General features: G+C 49.6%; 19 protein-coding genes and 1 pseudogene. 6 read left to right on the top strand and 14 right to left on the bottom strand.

Annotated elements, in window-relative coordinates; genetic code table 11:
- Window positions 1–145 precede the first annotated feature (145 nt).
- Entirely contained in the window at window positions 146–709 is a 564-nt protein-coding gene (locus tag RRV97_RS02215) for a peptidylprolyl isomerase (RefSeq protein WP_315611832.1), read from the top strand.
- Between the two features lie 122 nt (window positions 710–831).
- Window positions 832–1689 (top strand): folate-binding protein YgfZ, encoded by an 858-nt coding sequence (locus RRV97_RS02220; RefSeq protein WP_315611833.1) that lies wholly within the window; start codon window positions 832–834, stop codon window positions 1687–1689.
- A gap of 206 nt (window positions 1690–1895) precedes the next feature.
- Here the strand turns inward: RRV97_RS02220 and RRV97_RS02225 are convergent, their stop codons facing one another.
- A complete protein-coding gene (locus RRV97_RS02225) occupies window positions 1896–2903 on the bottom strand; it encodes an IS5 family transposase (RefSeq protein WP_315611151.1) in 1008 nt (335 codons plus the stop codon).
- Window positions 2904–3197: 294 nt separating this feature from the next.
- Between RRV97_RS02225 and RRV97_RS02230 the strand changes: the two are divergent.
- Window positions 3198–3338 (top strand): annotated as a pseudogene (locus RRV97_RS02230) (folate-binding protein); the annotation flags it as partial.
- A 60-nt stretch (window positions 3339–3398) separates the two neighbouring features.
- On the opposite strand, the gene RRV97_RS02235 reads toward RRV97_RS02230, so the two are convergent.
- Window positions 3399–4829, bottom strand: a complete 1431-nt coding sequence (locus tag RRV97_RS02235) for a hypothetical protein (protein ID WP_315611834.1) — start codon at window positions 4827–4829, stop codon at window positions 3399–3401.
- 86 nt (window positions 4830–4915) lie between these two features.
- The gene (gene alaS, locus RRV97_RS02240; RefSeq protein ID WP_315611835.1) at window positions 4916–7810 is read right to left on the bottom strand and encodes an alanine--tRNA ligase; all 2895 of its coding nucleotides are present in this window, start codon (window positions 7808–7810) and stop codon (window positions 4916–4918) included.
- Between the two features lie 251 nt (window positions 7811–8061).
- Here alaS and RRV97_RS02245 point away from each other — a divergent pair, with 251 nt between their 5' ends.
- The gene (locus RRV97_RS02245) at window positions 8062–9192 is read left to right on the top strand and encodes a polyamine ABC transporter substrate-binding protein (RefSeq protein WP_114926232.1); all 1131 of its coding nucleotides are present in this window, start codon (window positions 8062–8064) and stop codon (window positions 9190–9192) included.
- Between the two features lie 168 nt (window positions 9193–9360).
- Here the strand turns inward: RRV97_RS02245 and ubiE are convergent, their stop codons facing one another.
- From ubiE to ilvD, 7 genes are all read right to left on the bottom strand, one after another.
- On the bottom strand, window positions 9361–10098 hold the full coding sequence (gene ubiE / locus RRV97_RS02250) for a bifunctional demethylmenaquinone methyltransferase/2-methoxy-6-polyprenyl-1,4-benzoquinol methylase UbiE (RefSeq protein ID WP_003746386.1): 738 nt from the start codon (window positions 10096–10098) through the stop codon (window positions 9361–9363).
- A 29-nt stretch (window positions 10099–10127) separates the two neighbouring features.
- On the bottom strand, window positions 10128–10493 hold the full coding sequence (locus RRV97_RS02255) for an MBL fold metallo-hydrolase (protein ID WP_315611836.1): 366 nt from the start codon (window positions 10491–10493) through the stop codon (window positions 10128–10130).
- A 20-nt stretch (window positions 10494–10513) separates the two neighbouring features.
- Entirely contained in the window at window positions 10514–10945 is a 432-nt protein-coding gene (locus tag RRV97_RS02260; RefSeq protein ID WP_315611837.1) for a DUF971 domain-containing protein, read from the bottom strand.
- Between the two features lies 1 nt (window position 10946).
- A complete protein-coding gene (locus RRV97_RS02265) occupies window positions 10947–11180 on the bottom strand; it encodes a hypothetical protein (protein WP_003679719.1) in 234 nt (77 codons plus the stop codon).
- Between the two features lie 76 nt (window positions 11181–11256).
- Window positions 11257–12546 (bottom strand): CAP domain-containing protein, encoded by a 1290-nt coding sequence (locus tag RRV97_RS02270; RefSeq protein ID WP_315611838.1) that lies wholly within the window; start codon window positions 12544–12546, stop codon window positions 11257–11259.
- Window positions 12547–12614: 68 nt separating this feature from the next.
- Window positions 12615–12746: a hypothetical protein gene (locus RRV97_RS02275; RefSeq protein ID WP_315611839.1), complete on the bottom strand. Its 132-nt coding sequence runs from the start codon at window positions 12744–12746 to the stop codon at window positions 12615–12617.
- Between the two features lie 69 nt (window positions 12747–12815).
- Window positions 12816–14675, bottom strand: a complete 1860-nt coding sequence (gene ilvD, locus RRV97_RS02280) for a dihydroxy-acid dehydratase (RefSeq protein ID WP_315611840.1) — start codon at window positions 14673–14675, stop codon at window positions 12816–12818.
- 278 nt (window positions 14676–14953) lie between these two features.
- Between ilvD and RRV97_RS02285 the strand changes: the two genes are divergently transcribed.
- On the top strand, window positions 14954–15517 hold the full coding sequence (locus RRV97_RS02285; RefSeq protein ID WP_315611841.1) for a YceI family protein: 564 nt from the start codon (window positions 14954–14956) through the stop codon (window positions 15515–15517).
- A gap of 97 nt (window positions 15518–15614) precedes the next feature.
- On the opposite strand, the gene RRV97_RS02290 is transcribed toward RRV97_RS02285, so the two are convergent.
- Both RRV97_RS02290 and RRV97_RS02295 read right to left on the bottom strand, forming a co-directional pair.
- The gene (locus RRV97_RS02290) at window positions 15615–16562 is read right to left on the bottom strand and encodes a bile acid:sodium symporter family protein (RefSeq protein ID WP_070843204.1); all 948 of its coding nucleotides are present in this window, start codon (window positions 16560–16562) and stop codon (window positions 15615–15617) included.
- A gap of 150 nt (window positions 16563–16712) precedes the next feature.
- Window positions 16713–17594 (bottom strand): NAD(P)H-hydrate dehydratase, encoded by an 882-nt coding sequence (locus RRV97_RS02295; protein ID WP_315611842.1) that lies wholly within the window; start codon window positions 17592–17594, stop codon window positions 16713–16715.
- A 53-nt stretch (window positions 17595–17647) separates the two neighbouring features.
- Here RRV97_RS02295 and RRV97_RS02300 point away from each other — a divergent pair, with 53 nt between their 5' ends.
- Window positions 17648–18304, top strand: a complete 657-nt coding sequence (locus tag RRV97_RS02300; RefSeq protein WP_315611843.1) for a cytochrome b/b6 domain-containing protein — start codon at window positions 17648–17650, stop codon at window positions 18302–18304.
- A gap of 91 nt (window positions 18305–18395) precedes the next feature.
- Here the strand turns inward: RRV97_RS02300 and RRV97_RS02305 are convergent, their stop codons facing one another.
- Entirely contained in the window at window positions 18396–19484 is a 1089-nt protein-coding gene (locus RRV97_RS02305; protein ID WP_315611844.1) for a methyltransferase, read from the bottom strand.
- A 36-nt stretch (window positions 19485–19520) separates the two neighbouring features.
- On the bottom strand, window positions 19521–21224 hold the full coding sequence (locus RRV97_RS02310) for an AMP-binding protein (protein ID WP_315611845.1): 1704 nt from the start codon (window positions 21222–21224) through the stop codon (window positions 19521–19523).
- Window positions 21225–21229 lie beyond the last annotated feature (5 nt).

The raw sequence follows: 21229 nt of genomic DNA on the forward strand, positions 1-21229 counted from the left end.
GCAAAATTTGTTTTTTATCCCTTTTCAGACGGCCTGATTTGATTGCTTTATGTTTTTTGCTTGAAAAATCTTACATGTTTTTTATGGATTTCACGCGAAACAAGGTTAATATTCCATTTTCACAATACATCATTCGAGAAGACATATGAAAAAATCCATCAAACTGACCCTGTGCGCCCTCGCACTCTCACTCTCCGTGCAAGCGCAAGCGGTTACCCATGCCGTGATTGAAACCAATATGGGCAACATCCAACTGGAGTTGGATGAAGTCAAAGCGCCGAAAACCGTGGCAAACTTTGTCAATTATGCCAAAAAAGGTTTTTACGACAACACGATTTTTCACCGCGTTATCGACAATTTTATGATTCAAGGCGGCGGATTTACCGAGAAAATGGTTCAAAAGTCCACCGATAAAGCCATCAACAACGAAGCATACAACGGCTTGAAAAATAACGTCGGCACCATCGCCATGGCGCGCACCGGCGATCCGAATTCCGCAACCAGCCAGTTCTTTATCAATACGGCCGACAACGACTTTTTGAATTTTAAAAGCAAAACCCCTCAAGGCTACGGCTATGCCGTTTTCGGTAAAGTTACTTCCGGCATGGACGTTGTCCGTAAAATCAGCAAAGTGAAAACAGCGACACGCGGTTTCCATCAAGATGTACCGACCGAAGCCGTGATTATCCGCAAAGTCAGCATCAAATAATTTTGATTGCTTGAATCCAAACAACAGGCCGTCTGAAACATTCAGACGGCCTGAATTTATTTATTTGATAATAAGCGGCAATTTGGGCGATAATTCAGCATCTACAATTTAAGGAGTCGATTATGCAAACCCGCCTGCCTTTTTTCGGCGTTGTCCGTGTCAGCAGTGAAGACAGAGCTTCATTTCTTCATGGCCAATTATCCAACGATATTAATAATTTAGCTTCCGGTCAGGCATGTTACGCCACATACAATACGCCTAAGGGCCGTGTGTTGGCGAATATGCTGGTCGTCAATCGCGGAGAAGATTTACTGTTGGTCATGGCGCAAGATTTGACCGAAGCCATCGTCAAACGTCTGAGAATGTTTGTCTTGCGTGCAAAGGTCGTCTTCGAGCTGATGCCTGATTTGGCAGTAAGCGGCGAGTTGGCAGACAATGCAGCACCACATCCTGCTACCGAACCGCAACTGTCTTTCCCAGCCCAAATTCAAGAAAACACCGTAGAAATCGCCTTGCCGCACACAGGCCGTCTGAAAATTTCAGCAGCCGAAAACGCAGCAGAATATCAAGCAGAAGCCGAAAACGCATGGAGCCTGCACGAAATCCGCAGCGGCTATCCGTGGATTTGCGCCGCAACCAAAGAAGCGGCTGTTGCCCAAATGCTCAACCAACACATCATCGGCGCCGTTCATTTCCGTAAAGGCTGCTACCCCGGCCAAGAAATCATCGCCCGTGCCCAATACCGAGGTCAAGTCAAACGCGGTCTGGCCGTATTAAGCGGAGATTCCTTAGAAGCTGCCGGTATTGCCGTCAAAGTCGGCGAGGAAGAAGCAGGCGTTATCCTCAATACGGCACTGACTGAACAAGGCAGCCTCAGCCTCGCCGTTATCAAGTTTTCCGCAGCAGAAGCAGCATTGACCGATGCAGACGGTAATGCTTTGAAACAGGAAGAACTGTTTTTTACAGTTGAGAAAGATTGATTGTTAGATGATTGAATAAAAAGCTTAAATATTAGCTTGAAATGAAAACAAAAAGGCCGAGACCTTTGCAAAATTCCTTTCCTTCCGACAGCCGAGATCCAAACAAAGATTTTCGGCTGTTTTTGTTTCAAATATCCACTGATTCTACCCAAATCCCCCCTTAATCCCCCTTGGATACCTGATTAATCAGGCATCCGGGCCGCCTTTTAGGCAGCAACAGGCACACTTAGCCTGTTGGCGGCTTTCAACAGGTTCAAACACATCGCCTTCAGATGGCTTTGCGCACTCACTTTGATCAGCCCGAAATAGGCTGCCCGGGCGTAGCGGAATTTACGGTGCAGCGTACCGAAGCTTTGTTCGACCACATAACGGGTCTTCGACAAATATCGGTTGCGTTTGGTTTGTGCTTCCGTCAGCGGACGGTTGCGGTGGGCTTTACGCATAATGCCGTCTAACAACCGATGCTCTTTCAGATGTTGCCGGTTTTCCTTACTGTCGTAGCCTTTGTCGGCATAGACGGTCGTGCCTTCGGCAATACCCTCCAACAAAGGGGAAAGATGGTTGCACTCATGGACATTGGCGGGAGTGATGTGCAGTTTCTCGATATAGCCTTCCTCATCGGTACGGGTATGTTGTTTGTAACCAAGTTTGTAGAGACCGTTTTTCTTTATCCAACGGGCATCGCTGTCTTTACTCGGTGTGGCTTGGCCGCTGACTTGTCCTTCTTCATCAACTTCTATGGCCTGGCGCTGTTTGCTGCCGGCGGTCTGAATAATAGTGGCATCAACGACGGCGGCGGATGCTTTCTCTATTTTTAGGCCTTTTTCGGTCAGTTGGCGGTTGATCAGCTCCAGTAGTTCGGACAGGGTGTCGTCTTGCGCCAGCCAGTTGCGGTAGCGGCATAAGGTGCTGTAATCGGGGATGCTCAGTTCGTCAAAACGGCAAAACAGGTTGAAATCGATGCGGGTGATGAGGCTGTGTTCGAGTTCGGGATCGGAGAGGCTGTGCCATTGTCCGAGCAGGACGGCTTTGAACATGGACAACAGGGGATAGGCGGGACGGCCGCGGTGGTCTCGGAGGTAACGGATTTTTTGACGATTCAGGTATTGTTCGATCGGTTGCCAATCAATCACCTGATCCAACTTCAATAGCGGGAAGCGGTCGATGTGTTTGGCAATCATGGCTTGTGCGGTTTGCTGGAAGAAGGTACTCATGAAAAATCCCCTAAATGTCTTTGTGGGAATTTAGGGGATTTTGAGGAATTTTGCAAAGGTCTCAGGCCGTCTGAAATTCAGACGGCCTTTGATATTGAGTTTTGTTGGTACATGACTCAAGCTGCGTTTGCTGCTAACTGGATTACGGCATGGTTTGGAATCATTCGGTAGCAACAAAAACCGCGTGCGTGCGTACCGCACACACCCTACACCTTAATCTTAAGGTTTGCGTCGCCCACAGGTAGGGTGTGTGGCGTAGCCACGCACGCGGTTGGTGGGAATGCAGGCTACGGCTTGCTTAATACGGCACTGACTGAACAAGGCAGCCTCAGCCTCGCCGTTATCAAGTTTTCCGCAGCAGAAGCAGCATTAACCGATGCAGACGGCAATGCTTTGAAACAGGAAGAACTGTTTTTTACGGTTGAGAAGGAATAACTAGCTTTAATATCTAAGATTCAAATAAAAGGGCGTGTGTGAATTGCGCCCTTTGAAAATTTATTTAAAAATTTGATTTGCTACATCTCGTGCGAAATTTTTACCTGCACGATAATCGCTACTTGTTTTAGAAATGGTTGCAGTGTATCTGCCATCATTGGAAAAAACAAATTTATGATGTTTTCCTTCATCTGAATGATCAAACCCTAAATTTTTTAACTCCTCTAAAGTCTTAGGAGTCATTTTTTGGTAATCATTCATAATACGTTTAAGTCTATCTTGTTTTATGATTCGAAAATCTTTTTTTTCATCTAATTTATTATGATTAAATAAGTCATACAATATATGATATTTTCTAGAATCCTCTTTTGTGTTATTTTCTAAAGTATACTTTAAAGCATCTACTACAAAACTTCGGATTTCATAATCGTATAGATCTTGTTCATTTCCATAGTTTAAGACTCCTTGGGAGCGACTAAAATTAGTAGAATTTAATCTTCGATTCTCTGCTTCTAGCTTTGCAATTTCTTTATTTGCCTCTTCTAGTCTTTCTTCTTTGATTCTTAATTCATCATCAAATGCATTAATATATTCTTCTACGTTTACATCAGTAGAATTTTTTCTTAATTGATCAATTCTTTGTTTTGAAATACATTCTTTTAAATATAACCAATTGCATTGTGTTGTCTGTCTTTTGTTGAGTAGTGCTTGAATAATATCCTCTTGGATATTACGTTCTAACTTATTCGGCGTATCAATAGAATCAGTAAGGAAATATGATTTTCGTCCATTTTGAGGCCAGTAAACGCCAATTGTACCATTAAATACATTTTTAGCATTTGAGAGGCTTCTTAATTTCATAGAGAACTTACGGCTTGGTTCTACAATTACATGCGCATTTCCAGAAAGGTTTTTAGCAATTTTTTTGTAATCTATTAGATGTTGATTTGATTCAGGATCATAACTAATGTAGACAATAGGCAAAATATTTTCTGCTACATCTTGAATCAATGCTGCAGCAATTTCTTCTTCACCTTCTTTTAAAAGAATTGCCTTATCTGAGACAGGAATTTGTCCATCCATACCTCCACTATATTCTTTTAGAATTTGTTTAATAATATATGGCTTTTTAGCCTTAGGTATTTGCAAGGAAGCTTGAGATAATTCACAACTTAATTGAATACTAATAAAATGTTGGTTATGATTTTTAGACGAAACAATAGTTGTCACCCAAGTAGTATTATCTTTGTCTTGTTTTGAGAATCTAATCCCCCCAATTGAAGAAGATATATTTGGAAAATTTGCATATCCAAATTCTACTTTTTCATTTCCTTTTTCAATAATTTCATCAGTTTTGTCAAGTAGTCCATTAAAGTCATCTTTTGATAAGATGTAATGCTTACTACCAATAATCCAATCGCACGCTAATTGCAAAATTTTTTTTACTTCTAATTTATCAGGTAATGGGAATTCAAAAGAGTGAATTAGCATATGTATCCCTTTATTATTAAGAAAATATTAGAATGCCAATCAAATGATAATTTTTGATTGGCATATTTAAAATTCATCAATTCAGATTAAATGAGTTTTTCATTTATCCAATTTTCAATGCTTACCAACATTTCAGGCAATTTGTCGGCATCTGTACCACCGGCTTGCGCCAAGTCAGGACGGCCGCCGCCTTTGCCGCCGACTTGTTCGGCTGCAAATTTAACCAGATCGCCTGCTTTGACTTTGCCAGTCAACGGTTTGGATACACCGGCGCACAGGGAGACTTTGCCGTCGTTTACTGCCGCCAAAAGAATCACGGCGTTGTCGGATTTGCCGGTTAAATCGGTAACGATTTCGCGCAGGGCTGCGGCATCGGCTTCGATTTGGGCGGCAACGAGTTTGGCTGCGCCCAGGTCTTTTGCGTTGTCCAAAAGTTTGGCGCCTGCGTGGACGGCGAGTTCGGCTTTGGCGCGTGCCAATTCTTTTTCCAGTGCTTTGGCGTGTGCTGCGCCTGCTTGGATTTTCGCCAGTACGTCTTTTTCGGTTTGGGCTTTGGTTTCGGCAATAATGTCTTTAACCAAACGCTCTTGCTCTTGCGCCCATTTGAGTGCGTTCAGGCCGGTGATGGCTTCGATACGGCGCACGCCTGCGGCAATACCGCCCTCGCTGATGATTTTGAAGAGGCCGATGTCGCCGGTGCGTGAAACGTGTGTACCGCCGCACAATTCGGTAGAGAAACCGCCCATTTGCAGTACGCGTACTTCGTCGCCGTATTTTTCGCCGAAGAGCATCATGGCGCCGGTTTTTTGGGCATCTTCCATGCTCATAATGGCTGCGTTGACGGCAACGTTGGCCAAGATGGCTTCGTTGACGCGGCGTTCGACTTCGGCGATTTCTTCGGCAGTTACTGCTTGAGGATGGGAAATGTCGAAACGGGTGGATTCGGCGGTAACCAAAGAGCCTTTTTGTTCAACGTGCTCGCCCAATACATCGCGCAGGGCTTTGTGCATCAAGTGGGTTGCGCTGTGGTTGCGCATATTGGCATTGCGGATTTCGTCATCCACTTTGGCGGTAACGCTGTCGCCGACTTTCAGACGGCCTGAAGTTTGTACGCCGAATTGGCCGAATACGGCCGCTTTGATTTTTTGGGTATCGCGTACTTCAAAGCGGTTTTCACCTGCGAAGATATAGCCGACGTCGCCGACTTGGCCGCCGGATTCTGCATAGAACGGGGTAAAGTCGATAACGACGGCACCTTCGTCACCTTCGTTCAATTCGTTGACTTGCTCGCCGTCTTTGTAAAGGGCGAGGACTTTGGATTCGGTTTGGCGTTCGCTATAACCTTTAAACTCGGTATCTTGACCGTCGTAAGGCAGTTGGGCGTTGGCTTTGAAGCTTTGTGCGGCGCGGGCGCGGGCGCGTTGGGCTTCCATTTCGCGGTTGAAACCGTCTTCGTCCAAATCGATACCCAATTCGCGCGCCATGTCGGCGGTTAGGTCGTAGGGGAAACCGTAGGTGTCGTAGAGTTTGAAGATGTGTTCGCCGCCGATAACGAGTTTGCTGTTGGCGATGTTGTTCATCAAGTAGGTATTCAAGGCTTCGGCAAACTGTTTTTCCGCGTCGGGAATATGGGTGGTTTCCAAAGCAGCCTGCAAATCGATATACATGCCTTCGTTCAGGCTGCCTGAAACTCGAGGACGGATAACGATTTGCTTTTTGCCCGGAGCAACACGGGAAGCGGCGGTAAATTCCACACCATCTGCAGTTTTCAATGTCAGTGGTTTGCCCACACCGTCTTGCGGCAGCAGGCTTTCCAGTTTCAGGAATTTCATGCCGTTGAGCACTTGGTTGAACAAGCCCATGCCTTTTTCCAGCGTTTCGCCGAAGCGGCTTTCTTCCGCGCGCAAGGCTTCCATAATCTGTGTCTGTTTCTCTTTCAACTCAGGATACGCATCACCCATTACTTTGACTAAATCGGGCACGAGTTTGTAGAAAAACGCCTGTTTCTGACCGAGTTTGTAACCGTGGCGTACGGCGCGGCGGATAATGCGGCGCAATACGTAGCCGCGGCCTTCGTTGGAAGGCAATACGCCGTCTGCAATCAAGAAGGAGCAGGAGCGGATGTGGTCGGCGATGACTTTCAGGCTGGGTTCTTCCATGCTGAATGGTGCGCCGGTTTCGCGGGCAACGGCTTTGAGCAGGTCTTGGAACAAGTCGATTTCGTAGTTGCTGTGAACATGCTGCATGACGGCGGCCATGCGCTCCAAGCCCATGCCGGTATCGACGGAAGGCTTAGGCAGCGGATTCATATTGCCTTGTTCGTCGCGGTTGAACTGCATGAATACGCAGTTCCAAATTTCGATCCAGCGGTCGCCGTCTTCTTCAGGGCTGCCCGGAATGCCGCCCCAGATTTCTTCGCCGTGGTCGTAGAAAATTTCGGAGCAAGGGCCGCAAGGGCCGGTGTCGCCCATTTGCCAGAAGTTGTCGGATGCGTATTTCGCGCCTTTGTTGTCGCCGATGCGGACGATGCGCTCGGCAGGCATACCGATTTCGTTCAACCAGATGTTGTAGGCTTCATCGTCTTCTGCGTAAACGGTCGCCAACAGTTTGTCTTTGGGGATGTTCAACCATTCGGGAGAAGTGAGGAATTCCCAAGCGAAGTGGATGGCGTCGCGTTTGAAGTAGTCGCCGAAGGAGAAGTTACCCATCATTTCAAAGAAGGTGTGGTGACGGGCAGTGTAGCCGACGTTTTCCAAGTCGTTGTGTTTGCCGCCTGCGCGTACGCATTTTTGCGCGGTAGTGGCGCGGTTGTAGGGGCGTTTGTCGAAGCCGAGGAATACGTCTTTAAATTGGTTCATGCCTGCGTTGGTAAACAGCAGGGTCGGGTCGTCGTGTGGCACGAGCGAGGAGGAGCGGACGATGGTGTGGCCTTTAGATTCGAAAAATTTCAGGAATTTTTGGCGTAGTTCGGTGGTTTTCATAATGTCTCGATAAAATTTTGTACAAAGATTTCAGACGGCCCGGACGGCGCGTTGAGATTAAAAACGAATGGGCGTTATCTTACCGCAAAACCATATTTCAAGCTATCGGCAGAAAGGTTTTAAGTTGGCGGCAAGCTGTCTTTCAGACGGCCTCAAGCAGGTCGATATCTTTTAACAATGAAGCCTATCCGCCCCGGCTTGCCTGCTTTATAATGCCTTTCTCTTTTCAACCGGATACGCAAGGAATGATAATGGCCAAACATCTGCCCCTCATCGTACTGACTGCGCTGGCATTGGCCGGCTGCGGCGGCTCGGACAAAAACTCTGCCGACAAGGCGGCGCAAACCGATAATCAAAAGGTATTGAGCATTTACAACTGGTCGGAATATGTTGATCCCGAGACGGTTGCCGCGTTTGAAAAAAAACACGGTATCTCAGTAACTTATGATGTATATGACAGCGATGAAACGCTGGAGAGCAAGGTATTGACCGGCAAGTCGGGTTACGACATCGTGGGTCCTTCCAATGCGTTTGTCGGTAGGCAGATTAAGGCAGGTGCGTATCAGAAAATCGACAAATCCCTGATTCCCAACTATAAAAATCTCAATCCACAACTGATGAAGCTGATGGAAGGCGTTGATCCGAATCATGAATATGCCGTTCCATTTTATTGGGGGACTAACACCTTCGCCATTAATACCGAGCGTGTGAAAAAGGCTTTGGGTACGGACAAATTACCGGACAATCAATGGGATTTGGTGTTTAACCCCGAATACACGTCCAAACTCAAGCAATGTGGCATCAGCTATTTGGATAGCGCAGCGGAGATTTATCCTATGGTGTTGAACTATATGGGTAAAAATCCAAACAGTAGCGAAACGGCGGATATTAAGGCGGCTACGGAAGTCTTGAAGAAAAACCGTCCGTACATCAAGCGTTTTACTTCGTCCGGTTTTATCGATGATTTGGCGCGCGGCGATACTTGCGTAACAATTGGTTTTGGCGGCGATTTGAACATTGCCAAACGTCGTGCCGAAGAAGCGGGCGGCAAGGAAAAAATCCGTGTGATGATGCCGAAAGAAGGCGTGGGGATTTGGGTGGATTCGTTTGTGATTCCGAAAGATGCCAAACACGTGGCCAATGCCCATGCATATATCAATGATTTCTTAGATCCTGAAGTTGCGGCGAAAAACGGCAATTTTGTTACTTATGCGCCGTCCAGCAAACCAGCTCAGGAGCTGATGGATGAAGAGTTTAGAAACGACAATACGATTTTCCCGACTGATGAAGATTTGAAAAACAGCTTTATCATGGTGCCTATTCAGCCGGCGGCGTTGAAATTTATGGTCCGTCAATGGCAAAGTGTGAAAGCAGGAAAATAAGCTGATTTGAACATATTAAGGCCGTCTGAATGGTGTAACCGAAATTTTTGATTTCGTTTTACGGCTGTTCAGACGGCCTTTGGTTTGTGTCAGACTGGCTTGGATAAAGTTTGAAAAAACAAAGGGCGTGTCTATCAATCACGCCCTTTGTGTTTGTTTCAGACGGCCTTAGAATTTCACGCCTTTATGCAGGGCGACGATGCCTGCGCTCATGTTGTGGTAATCCACACTGTCGAAGCCTGCATCCAGCATCATTTGTTTCAAGGTTTCTTGGTCGGGGTGCATACGGATGGACTCGGCGAGGTATTGGTAACTGTCGGCATCTTTGGCAATCAGTTTGCCCATAATCGGCAACAGTTTGAAAGAGTAGAGGTCGTACACGCCTTCCAAAGGTTTGTACACTTTGGAGAATTCCAACACCAGCAGGGTGCCGCCCGGTTTCAATACGCGGTACATTTCTTTCAGCGCGGCATCTTTGTGCGTCATGTTGCGCAGGCCGAATGCGACGGAAACCAGATTGAAATAGTTGTCGGGGAACGGCAATTTTTCAGCGTCTGCCAACGATACAGGCAGAATCATGCCTTCGTTGAGCAGGCGGTCGCGGCCGACGGTCAGCATGGAGGAGTTGATGTCTGTCAGCCAAACTTCACCTTCTTTGCCCACACGTTTCGCCCAGCCTCGGGACAAATCGCCTGTACCGCCGGCGATGTCCAATACTTTGTCGCCTTTTTTCAGGCGGGCGGTATTGATGGTGAAATGTTTCCAAACACGGTGCAGACCGCCGGACATTACGTCATTCATAATGTCGTAGTTTTTTGCCACGGAGTGGAAGACTTCGGCAACTTTGCCTGCTTTTTCGTCTTCGTCAACGGTAGTGAAGCCGAAATGGGTTTTGTGGTCGCTCATAGTGTCTGCCTTCTTAAAATAACACGGATTCAGGTATCGAATACGTCGAAATCGCCAACCACTTTCGACGCGGGAAATATAGTTTGTGCCTGCCGCTCCAGCATCAGGCGTTGTTCTTCTTCGGTATAACGTGCACTGATGTGGGTCAGGTAAAGTTGTTTCACATTGGCCTGCAAAGCCAGCTTGGCGGCATTGGATACGGTTGAATGGAACACTCGTTTCGCTGTCTTTTCATCGCCTGCCGCAAAGGTTGCTTCATGCGCCAAAACGTCTGTGTTTTGCGCGGTGCGTACTGCCTGCGGACAGGCTTTGGTATCGCCGAAGATGGCCACTTCTCGGCCTTTTTTGGGCGGGGAGAGGGACGCTTTGCCGTCAATCGTCCTTCCGTCATCCAAGCTTACGGTCCGCCTTTTTTTCAGACGGTCTTTCCGCCGCAACCGCCGCTACCGCAGGAATGCGTGTGTTTGGGTTTCAAATCTTCGGCACTTGGCGTTCTGGACGCACCGGCTTTTTCGAGGCGGTCGAGATAGTCTTGCCAAAGCGCATCTTGATTGTGCGCCAGTCGGTAGAGATAGTCCCAGTCGTAAAGGCCGCTGTCGTGGCCGTCTGAAAAAGTAATTTTCAAGGCGTATTGGCCGACGGGGTCTAAATCGGTAATGCTGACTTCGGCTTTGCCTGTTTGCAAAACATCTTGGCCGGCACTGTGTCCGCGCACTTCCGCGCTGGGCGAGTACACGCGCAGGTATTCGGCAGGAAGGCTCTTGGCACCGTCAACATAGACCAAAGTCAGTACGCGCCGCTCTTTTTGGAGGCGGATTTCTTGTGGAATTTTATCGGCTTGGGTCATGTCATGCTCCGTTCTTTTTACGCAAATAGGCAACGCGTACAGAAAAAATACCGCCAAGTACGGCAAACAGCACGATTGCGTAGAGTGAAAACCGTATCAGGCTCACTTGGGTGTCCGCCGTCAGCCCCAAAGGCAGCAACATGACGGCAACGAACAGTAAAAACGCGGCCAACATGGCGGCAATGCTGGCAAAGGCATAGCGGGTATTGGCTGCTGTTTGCGGATGTTTGGTCATGTTAGATAGCTTGCCGTAGGGTGGTGAGGCGGTATTTTATCAGTTTTTTGGTGCTTCATGCCGTCTGAAAACGGCTTTATTTCCATAAATAAAGTGTAATGGCGCGCCTGTCTTCGCCTTCGGGCATTAAGCGGATGCTGCTGCCTTTGCTTCCGTTGACACGGATAATGATACCGCCGGCCTGCCGCTCGATGATGTCGAGTTGGGTGTCGCGGTTCATGCGGTAGTTGTAGCGTTCGCATTGCTTCAAGCACCAAAAATCCTGCCAATGGATAAAATATTTTTGTCCGGATTCGATGGCCAGCGTTTCGCCGCCTTTGACGATGAAATAAGGATAATCGGGTTTTTGCGTGCTGAATGTCCATTCGGCCGTTCTGTTTTTTCCGTTTTGACGGTATTGGAACACGGCACGGTAGTCGGTGTCGTATTCCAAGGGCTGTAAAGGAAACAGCGCAAATTGGCGTTCGGTCAGGAGGCGGTTTGGGTCATTATCTTTATCTAAGATTTTGACGTCTTTGATTTCTTTTGTGTCCTGATACAGTTTGAACGAACGCATTTTGACCGGAGGCGATTGTTCGGAGAAGGCGATGCTGACCGGATTGCCGGTCATTTCATAATGCGGCATAGGGTCGGGACGCTCGCCATGGAAAACCGGCGAAGCGAAATTGCCTTGCGGATAGGTGATGTAAGGCCGGGTTTTGCGGTTGGAAATTTCGGCCGCATAAACAATGGCATGACCATGACAGGCATCTTGATAAAACGAACGGCTGAGGTCGGATAGGGGGCGGTTTTTTTGGCAGAGGCTGTTGAATCTGCTGTCGCCCTGATTGATGCTCAACGCGATTTGTTTGCCTTGAGATTCAAATGCCGCACCGGCTTCGTCGATATTTTGATCAAGCAAGGAGAAACGGTGGTAAATCGCCGTCATCAGGTTGTCCAGCTGATGTTGGGCAGGTAGGTGGTCGTTGATTTTTTCGTTTGGTGGGTGCTGGCCGGTACTGACGTTTTCGTGTACGCCTTTATAGGCATAACCGGCTTTGCGCGTGCGGTCTGATGGGCGTTGGCCCGTGTAAAAGGGATTGCGTGTATTGTGTTCGTCATGTCCGTCGTCAGGGTTTTGCAGCAGATAGCGGGCATGATTGCGCGCGGCGTGTTCGAGAGTGGCCGAGTGCGCCAGTGCGGGCAGATTGGCTGAGGTGCGGAGGAAGTTTAAATACGCCAAGGCGTCAAAATCGGCAACGGCAGTACGATTTTGCGGCGCTTGGGCGTAGATGAGCTGGTCTTCGGAATAGCGGTGGGTTTCGTAGTATTGGAATATGCCGAGGGCGACGGCGAAACCACTCAGCCAGTAAAGAATGTGTTTCATTATATGTACTGCGTTCAGATGGCCTTGAGCTGCGGCTCTTTCCCCTTGAGACTCATGCCGCTGAATGATTATTTTGATGGCGGTTTGACTTGGAATGCTTCAGGGTGGGATTTGAAATATTCGACAGCGACAAACCCGCTGCCAATAATAATCAACAGGGCAATGGCCATGCCGATCATCGCTAAAATGAATTTGTCCATATTGGTCCGTTTGAATGAAGGCCGTCTGAAACACTTGGAAGCGTTCAGACGGCCTTAAAGTCAGGTTAATTAACGTTCGATTTGCGATACGTCGCGTACTGCGCCTTTGTCGGCGGAAGTCGCCATCGCGCCGTAGGCACGCAGGGCTGCGGAGACGTAGCGGTCGCGGTTTTCCGGTTTCCACGCTTTGCTGCCGCGTGCTTCCATCTCGGCACGGCGCGCGGCAAGCTCTTCATCGGAAATGACAAGGTGGATGCTGCGGTTTGGAATGTTGATTTCGATGGTGTCGCCTTCGTGTACCAAACCGATGGCGCCGCCTTCTGCCGCTTCAGGCGAGGCGTGGCCGATGGACAGGCCAGAAGTACCGCCGGAGAAGCGACCGTCGGTCAGGAGGGCGCAGGCTTTGCCCAAACCTTTGGATTTCAGGTAAGAAGTCGGGTACAGCATTTCTTGCATGCCCGGGCCGCCTTTAGGGCCTTCGTAGCGGATGATGACGATGTCGCCGGCGACGATTTGGTTGCCCAAAATGCCTTCGACTGCGTCTTCTTGGCTTTCAAACACGCGGGCGCGGCCGGTAAATTTGAGGATGCTCTCGTCCACACCTGCGGTTTTTACCACGCAACCGCGTTCTGCAATATTGCCGAACAATACTGCCAAGCCGCCGTCTTGCGAGTAGGCATGTTCGACATCGCGGATACAGCCTTTTTCACGGTCGAGGTCGAGGGTTTTCCACATACGGTTTTGCGAGAACGCCTGAGTGGTGCGCACGCCGCCGGGCGCGGCTTTGAAACGCTCGATGGCATGGGTGTTTTCAGGGTTGGTCACGTCCCATTTTTCAATCGCATCTTTCAGGGTCGGCGCGTGGATGGTGTACACGTCGGTGTGCAGTTTGCCTGCCTTGTCCAATTCTTTCAGGATGGCGAAAATGCCGCCTGCGCGATGCACGTCTTCCATGTAGTAGTCGTGATTGTTTGGCGCAGTTTTGCAGATGCAAGGTACAACGCGGCTCAGGCGATCGATGTCGGCCATTTTGAAATCCACACCCGCTTCGTTGGCGACGGCGAGCAAATGCAGGATGGTATTGGTAGAGCCGCCCATGGCGATGTCCATGGTCATGGCGTTTTCAAACGCTTTTTTGGTGGCAATGCTGCGCGGCAACACGGTTTCGTCGTCTTGCTCGTAGTAGCGTTTGGTGATTTCGACAATCATGCGGCCGGCTTCGAGGAACAATTCTTTGCGGCCTGCGTGGGTGGCAAGGTAGGAGCCGTTGCCCGGCAGGGAAAGGCCGAGTGCTTCTGTCAGGCAGTTCATAGAGTTGGCGGTAAACATACCGGAGCAGGAGCCGCAGGTCGGGCAGGCGTTTTGCTCGACTTCTTCGACTTGTCTGTCGCTGATATTGTCGTCAGCCGATTCGATCATGGCGTCAATCAAGTCCAAACGGCGTTCGGGCTGAATATTGGCCACGCCGATAACTTTACCGGCTTCCATCGGGCCGCCGGAAACGAAGATGGTCGGAATATTCAAGCGCATGGCGGCAATCAGCATGCCCGGGGTGATTTTGTCGCAGTTGGAAATGCACACCAGTGCGTCGGCGCAGTGGGCGTTCACCATGTATTCGATGGAGTCGGCAATCAGGTCGCGGCTGGGCAGGGAGTAGAGCATACCGCTGTGGCCCATGGCGATACCGTCGTCAATGGCGATGGTGTTGAATTCTTTGGCAATGCCGCCGGCTTTTTCGATTTCACGGGCAACCAGTTGGCCCATGTTGTGCAGGTGCACATGGCCTGGGACGAATTGGGTGAAGGAGTTGGCAATGGCAATAATCGGTTTGCCGAAGTCGGTTTCCATGACGCCGGTCGCACGCCACAATGCGCGCGCACCTGCCATATTGCGGCCGTGGGTAGAGGTTTTGGAGCGGTATTCAGGCATTTTTGTTCCTTTGTTTTATGCTGAGGCCGTCTGAAATAGGCTGGTAGTTTGGCGGCCCGTTGTAGAAATAACTTGGTATTTTATACCAATTACGAGCAATGAAGCACGCTATTTTGTAATAAAACTAAACTGTGTTTGCTTCACCTGAATTTGCTGCTCACTTTTTCAGACGGCCTGAAGTTTTCTTAGGATGAAACGTTGTCTTTCTCATTTGCAAAAGATGTTGGCATCAAAAAATGATATGATAGGGAACTTCTCACACTTTTAAGGATAAGACGATGAAAAAAATCATGTTTGCATTGTGTTCGGCCATGTTGGCTTCCGCTGCGTCCGCTGCTGTTTATAAAGTGGACGAATTCCATGCCAATGCCCGCTTTGCCATCGACCATTTCAACACCAGCACCAACGTCGGCGGTATTTATGGTTTGACCGGCAATTTGGAATTTGATCGTGCCAAACGCCAAGGCGCTATCGATATCGTATTGCCTTTGTCCAAACTGCAAACCGGTTCTGACCACTTTACCCAACACTTGAAATCTGCCGATATTTTCAACGCGGACAAATACCCTGAAATCCGTTTTGTATCCACCAAATTCAATTTCAACGGCAAAAAACTGCTTTCCGTTGACGGCAACCTGACCATGAACGGCAAAACTGCACCGGTGAAACTCAAAGCCGATAAATTCAACTGCTACCAAAGCCCGATGGCAAAAGCAGAAGTGTGCGGCGGCGACTTCAGCACCACCATCGACCGTACCAAATGGGGCTTGGATTATCTGGTAAGTGCCGGCATGAGCAAAAAAGTAAACATCAATATCCAAATCGAAGCAGCCAAGCAATAATCCTGCTTGATTTCAAAATAAAGGCCGTCTGAACAGCTTAGGCAGAAATCGTTGATTTCGTTTATGCCTGTTCAGACGGCCTGATGATTAAAGGCGTTTAGGATTCTTTATTTTTATCGGCTTTGGCTGCCCAATAAGTTGCCAGAAGCGAGCCGGAGATATTGTGCCACACGCTGAACAATGCGCTGGGAACGGCAACAACCGGCGCGGCGGCAAAGTGTGCGGCGGCAAGCGCGGCGCCTAAGCCCGAGTTTTGCATACCGACTTCGATGGCCAGCGTTTTTTGTGCATCATAAGGCAGGCCGGTCCATTTGGCGGCAAAGAAGCCGAGCAGATAGCCGATGCCGTTGTGGAGTACGACAACCGCGAAAATCAGCAGGCCGCTTTCAATAATCTTGCCTTTGCTGGCGCCGACAACCGCGCCGATAATCAGCACGATGGCGGCAACGGAAACCAGTGGCAGTGCGTCGGTCAGTTTTTCAGTTTTGTTGCCCAAGACTTTATGGACAATCAAGCCCAAAACGATGGGGAACAAAACCATTTTGACGATGGACATCAACATACTGCCCGCTTGGATTTCCAGCATTTCACCGGCAAGCATCAGGAAGATGGCAGGGGTCAGCAATGGGGAAATCAGGGTGGAAACCGATGTAACGGCAACCGACAAAGCCACATTGCCGCGCGCCAGATAAGTCATTACATTGGAAGCAGTACCGCCAGGGCAGCAGCCGACCAAAATCACACCGACTGCGATTTCGGCAGGCAGGTTCAACAGCTTGGCCAGCAGATAGGCGGTTGCCGGCATGATGGCGAATTGTGCAATCACGCCGATGATGACGGCTTTGGGGCGTTTGAACAAAATATCGAAGTCGGAAGGTTTGAGCGTCAAGCCCATGCCGAACATGATGATGCCCAGAAGCCAAGGAATGTAAGGGCCGACCCATTTGAAGGTGTCGGGTGCGGAAAAAGCGATGCCGGCAAAGAGTGCCGCCCAAAGGGAAAATGTTTTTCCAATAAAGTTGCTGATTTTATTGAGGATACTCATAATAATATGTTGTGAAGTTGTTTTTAAGGGAAATCAAGGATACACGCCTTAACCTTAATTTGCAAAATGACTTAAAAATAAACTAGGCCGTCTGAAAATAGAGATTGATTTTCAGACGGCCTGTAATTTGTATTTATGATATAGGCGGTATTACTCTTTTGATAAAATATTGCGCAGCCATCGGGCGGCAGGTGCGATTTCTCCGGCGAGCATCCCGGTTTCGATTTGGCTGCTGTGTTTGATGACATCGGCTGCCGCGCCATGCAGCCAAACGCCGGCACAAGCGGCCTGGAATGCCGGAATGCCTTGTGCCATCAGGCTGCCGATCATACCGCTTAAGACATCGCCGCTGCCGGCGGTGGCCAAACCGGCATTGCCGCTGGTGTTGGTATAGACCATGCCGTCAGTTGCGGCAACTAATGTATGATGGCCTTTCAATACGACAGTTGCGCCATATTTTTGGCTGATTTCGGTTACGGCTTTCTGTCTGTCGGCTTGAACTGATTGGGTATCGGTACCGAGTAGGCGGGCGGCTTCGGCCGGATGCGGTGTCAGGACGATATGTTTGTACGATTTGAGGCGTTCGGCCAATTCGGGAGAACGGGCCAGCAGTGTCAAGGCATCTGCATCGAGCAATAAAGGCCGGTCATGGTGTGTCGACAGGATTTTGGGCAGCAGCTTCTCCGATAATCCGTCCAGACCGAATCCGCAGCCGATTACCCGTGCGCTGACATCGTTGCGCTCCATCAGTTGGGTCGCAGTGGCAAGCATGATTTCAGGGCGTTCGGGAATGATGGCAAAAGGCAGCGCGGCTTGGTTGAAACCCACCCAAACCTTGCCGCACCCTTGATACATGGCGGCTGTGGCTGCTAAAACCACTGCGCCGCTCATTCCCGTTGCACCGCCGATAATGGCAAGCGTGCCGTATGTGCCTTTGTGCGACTCTTGGACACGGGGGCGGAATACGTCGGGAAATGCTAAGGCCGTCTGAAAGGCCTGAAGCGATTCGGGAAGCGTGTAGATGGGCTGCATGGCGTAACCTTCCAAGATAAGAAATTTAATTTTAAATCAGAAAGTAAAAGGTAATGAAGCAAAAAATAAAAGTTTGGGACGCACCTACGCGCCTGTTCCATTGGCTCTTGGTGTTATTGATGGGTTTTATGTGGTACAGCGCAACCCAAGGCGGCGATATGCTGGTATGGCACTTGCGCGGCGGCTTGTTGATGCTGGCTTTGGTGGCTTTCCGCTTGTGCTGGGGGATATGGGGCAGCGATACGGCAAAATTCAGCCGATTTGTGCGTCCTTTTTCCGAAATCCGCCGCTACACGCAAGGCCAAATGTCTGAAAACGAATTCGTCGGCCACAATCCTTTGGGCGCGCTGATGGTCATCGCCTTATTGGCCGCCTTGGTTTTTCAGACGGCCACAGGCTTATTTGCCGCCGATGAAAATACGTTTACCAATTCCGGTTTTTTGAATCATTTGGTCAGCGAACACGCCGGTACGCTGGCGCGAAAAATCCATGTCAATTTCTTTAATGTTTTAGCTGTTTTGGCGGGCGTACATATCGCGGCTGTTTTGCTGTACCGCTTTGTGAAAAAACAGGATTTGATTACGCCGATGATTAACGGCTATAAAACCATCGATGCCCAGCAGCCTAAATTGGCCGGAATGGGACAACTGCTTGCCGCTTTGGTGGTAGCGATTGCGTTAGCGTGCGCAGTATGGATGTTGCGCGGCTGATGTTTTAAGGCGGACACCCAAAAACAAACCGACCCCGATAGCTGCAATGGCTGTTGGGGTCGGTTGCTTTTTAGGGTTTAAAAGATGATGTTCAGACGGCCTTAACGCAACGCAAGATGCTGTGTCCGCGGCCGATGCCGTCTGAAATTTCCGCTACTTTCAATCCGGCTTTTTCAACGCAACGGATCAGGTCTTCAGAATGGAAGATTTTGCTGTTGCCGTTGGCCATGGCAGTGAAATACAGGCTGGTCATGGTCAGGCAGTAGGCGGCGGTTTCGTAGCGTTGTCTGTCCCAGAAAGGCTCCATGATGTAGAGGCTGGTATTTTCGCTCATGGATGCAGCGGCGCGTTGAAGAATGCTGGTGGCTTGTTCTTCGGTGAAACAGTCTAGGAATTGGCTCATCCAAATCGCGTCAAAACCGGTCGGGAACGGAATTTCAGGATCAAGCAGGTTGGCCGGATGGGCATGGATACGGTCTGCGCCGTTTTTGCCTTTGGTCGCTTCGCGCATCAAGCCGATTTGTTGCGGCAGATCCATGATGGTTACTTCGACTTCGGCATTGTGGTTGACGCATTGCTCCGCCCAGCGGCCGGTATTGCCGCCGACATCGAGCAATTTTTTAACCGGTTTGGCGAACACGGTGTTGAGTGCTTCGGCGAAGGAGTTGTCGGAATAATAATGGTCGAATGCAAACCATTTTTCCTGCGCGATGCTTGGCAAGGAAGACAAGCCTTCGTAAATGGTCGGCCAGTCGCCGAATACTTTCAGGCCTTCGGGCTTGCCAGTTTGTAGGGTTTTTTCCAAATCAAACATGCCTTGGTAGCAGATTTCTTGTGTGAAATCCATATTGACGCGGGCCATTTTGTCTTTGAGGACAAACCAACCGGCCTTGCTGATGAAATAGCGGTTGTCGCGAGTCAAGACAGTGCCGATGGATAGCGAAGCTTCCAGCAGGACTTGTGCCGCGTAGTTGCTGATTTTTGCTTTTTCAGCGATTTCGGCTTGAGTGAGGCCGTCTGGATGGTCGTTCAGCAGGTCCAGAATGCCAAATTTCATCATCAGGCGGGAAACTTGGAACACAATCGGTGCAAAAGCGATTTCTTGAGCCAGACGTTGAGCCTCGCCTGCGGACTGGTGTTCGTGGGAGTAGCGTTGTTCTAGGGCGGGGAAGAGTTGCATATTGTTGGTTTTCCACTAAAAAGTTAATAGGTATATTCAGACGGCCTCAAACACAATCCGTCCTGATGCACACGGATGCTCTCCGTTGTTGATTTTAAAGCTCAGTTTGTTTTTGCCTTCATCGTATTTCAGCTCTACCGACACTTCATCGTGAGGACGGATAAACTGCTGATATTTTAGATTTTCGATGCGGATGATGCGCTGTTTGCCCCATGGCTGGGGCGCGATCAGGTTGCGTACCCATTGCAGCTCGACCACGCCGGGAACCAGCGGGAAGGTGGCAAAATGGCCGCCGAAATAAACCAAATCCAAAGGCACGCGGCCGATGAAGGTTTCGCTATTGGTTTCATCGTCAGATGATGTTTTCGACCAAACGGGCGAAGTTTGGGCAACGGTAAAGGCCGTCTGAAAATCCGCCGCGGCGATTTTGGCTTGGGCGTTGCGCGGCAGGCTGTCGGTAAAACGCCAGTAGCGCGGCAGGGCGATGGTGTCCTGCGTGGCGGCTAGGTGGCGTTTGAGCGTATCGGCGACCGCAGCGCGGCCTTTCTCGCGTAAGGCGGCGATACCGTCTGCGTTCAATGCCGCCCATATGGCAATGCGTTGATGTTGCGGATGACGGCCGCAATGGGCGTCGGCAATCCAAGGATGTTGTAAAAGTTCGTGTTCGATTTGGGTCAGCGACACGCGTTTGTCCTCAAATTTAATAATACGGTCTTGGCGACCGAGTAACAGGAAACCGTCATCTTGCGGCTCGATCAAATCGGCTGTTTGACGGCGTTCGGGCGACCAAGGCGAAGAAGCCCAAAGTGCGCCTTCTTCGTTTTGCCCGATTTCCACGCCTTCGAAAGGCTGCCATTCTTGGCGTTCGCAACGTGAGGCAATCACGCCGGTTTCGGTACTGCCATAAACTTCAAACGGGCGGACGGCGGCTTGTTGCAGCAAATCCGCCGTGGCTGCAGGCAATGCGCCGCCGGCCGAGACAATGCCTGTAATTTTATGGCCGATACTTTGCCAGTTGCGGTTTTCTCCCAAGCGGTTGAGTACGGCCGGGCTGGCAATCCAAACCACTTTATCATGTGCGGCCGTGCTGGAAAGCAGGTTTTCCGGATAAACCGCCTGCTGTCGTTCCATAGTCCAACCCATTGTCAGCGCGAGTGCGAAGCGGAATGTGAAGCCGTAAAGGTGTTGCGGAATCACGCTGCCGACCACGGTTTCACCGTGTTGTCCAAATGGCAGCGTATTTGCCAAAGTCAGGGCTTCTGCCTGCATTTGCGCGGCGGTTTTCACAATAATCTGCGCTTCGCCGCTGGAGCCTGATGTTTTCAGCCACGCTTCGGCTTGGTCGGGAATCAGATGGTTTTCAGGATAGGTGCTCAGCGCTTCCGATTCTGTTTGAGTTAATACATCAGGCAAGTGCCAGATATTCAGGCCGTCTGAAGACAGCTTTTTATCTGTTGAATCCGTTAAAAACGCTTCTGCCGTTTTTCCCCATTCCAAATTGTCTTGCGCCAAATTGGGCAGCAATAAAACCTTTCCGCCAGAATACCATACTGCCAACACGGCACAGGCAAACAGCGCGGCATCGTCAAACCACAACGCGGCTGTTTGCACGTTTGCCGTTTTCAGACGACCTGACAGCCGGAAAACATCACGGTTGAAATCAGCACGTGTCCAATTCGGATGGGTGGCGATAAGGTCTTGTTGGGGTAGGTTGGGGGATAGGATTTGGGTTAGGTGCATGGGTT

The organism is Neisseria sp. DTU_2021_1001991_1_SI_NGA_ILE_055, assembly GCF_032342915.1.
Classification (GTDB): Bacteria; Pseudomonadota; Gammaproteobacteria; order Burkholderiales; family Neisseriaceae; genus Neisseria.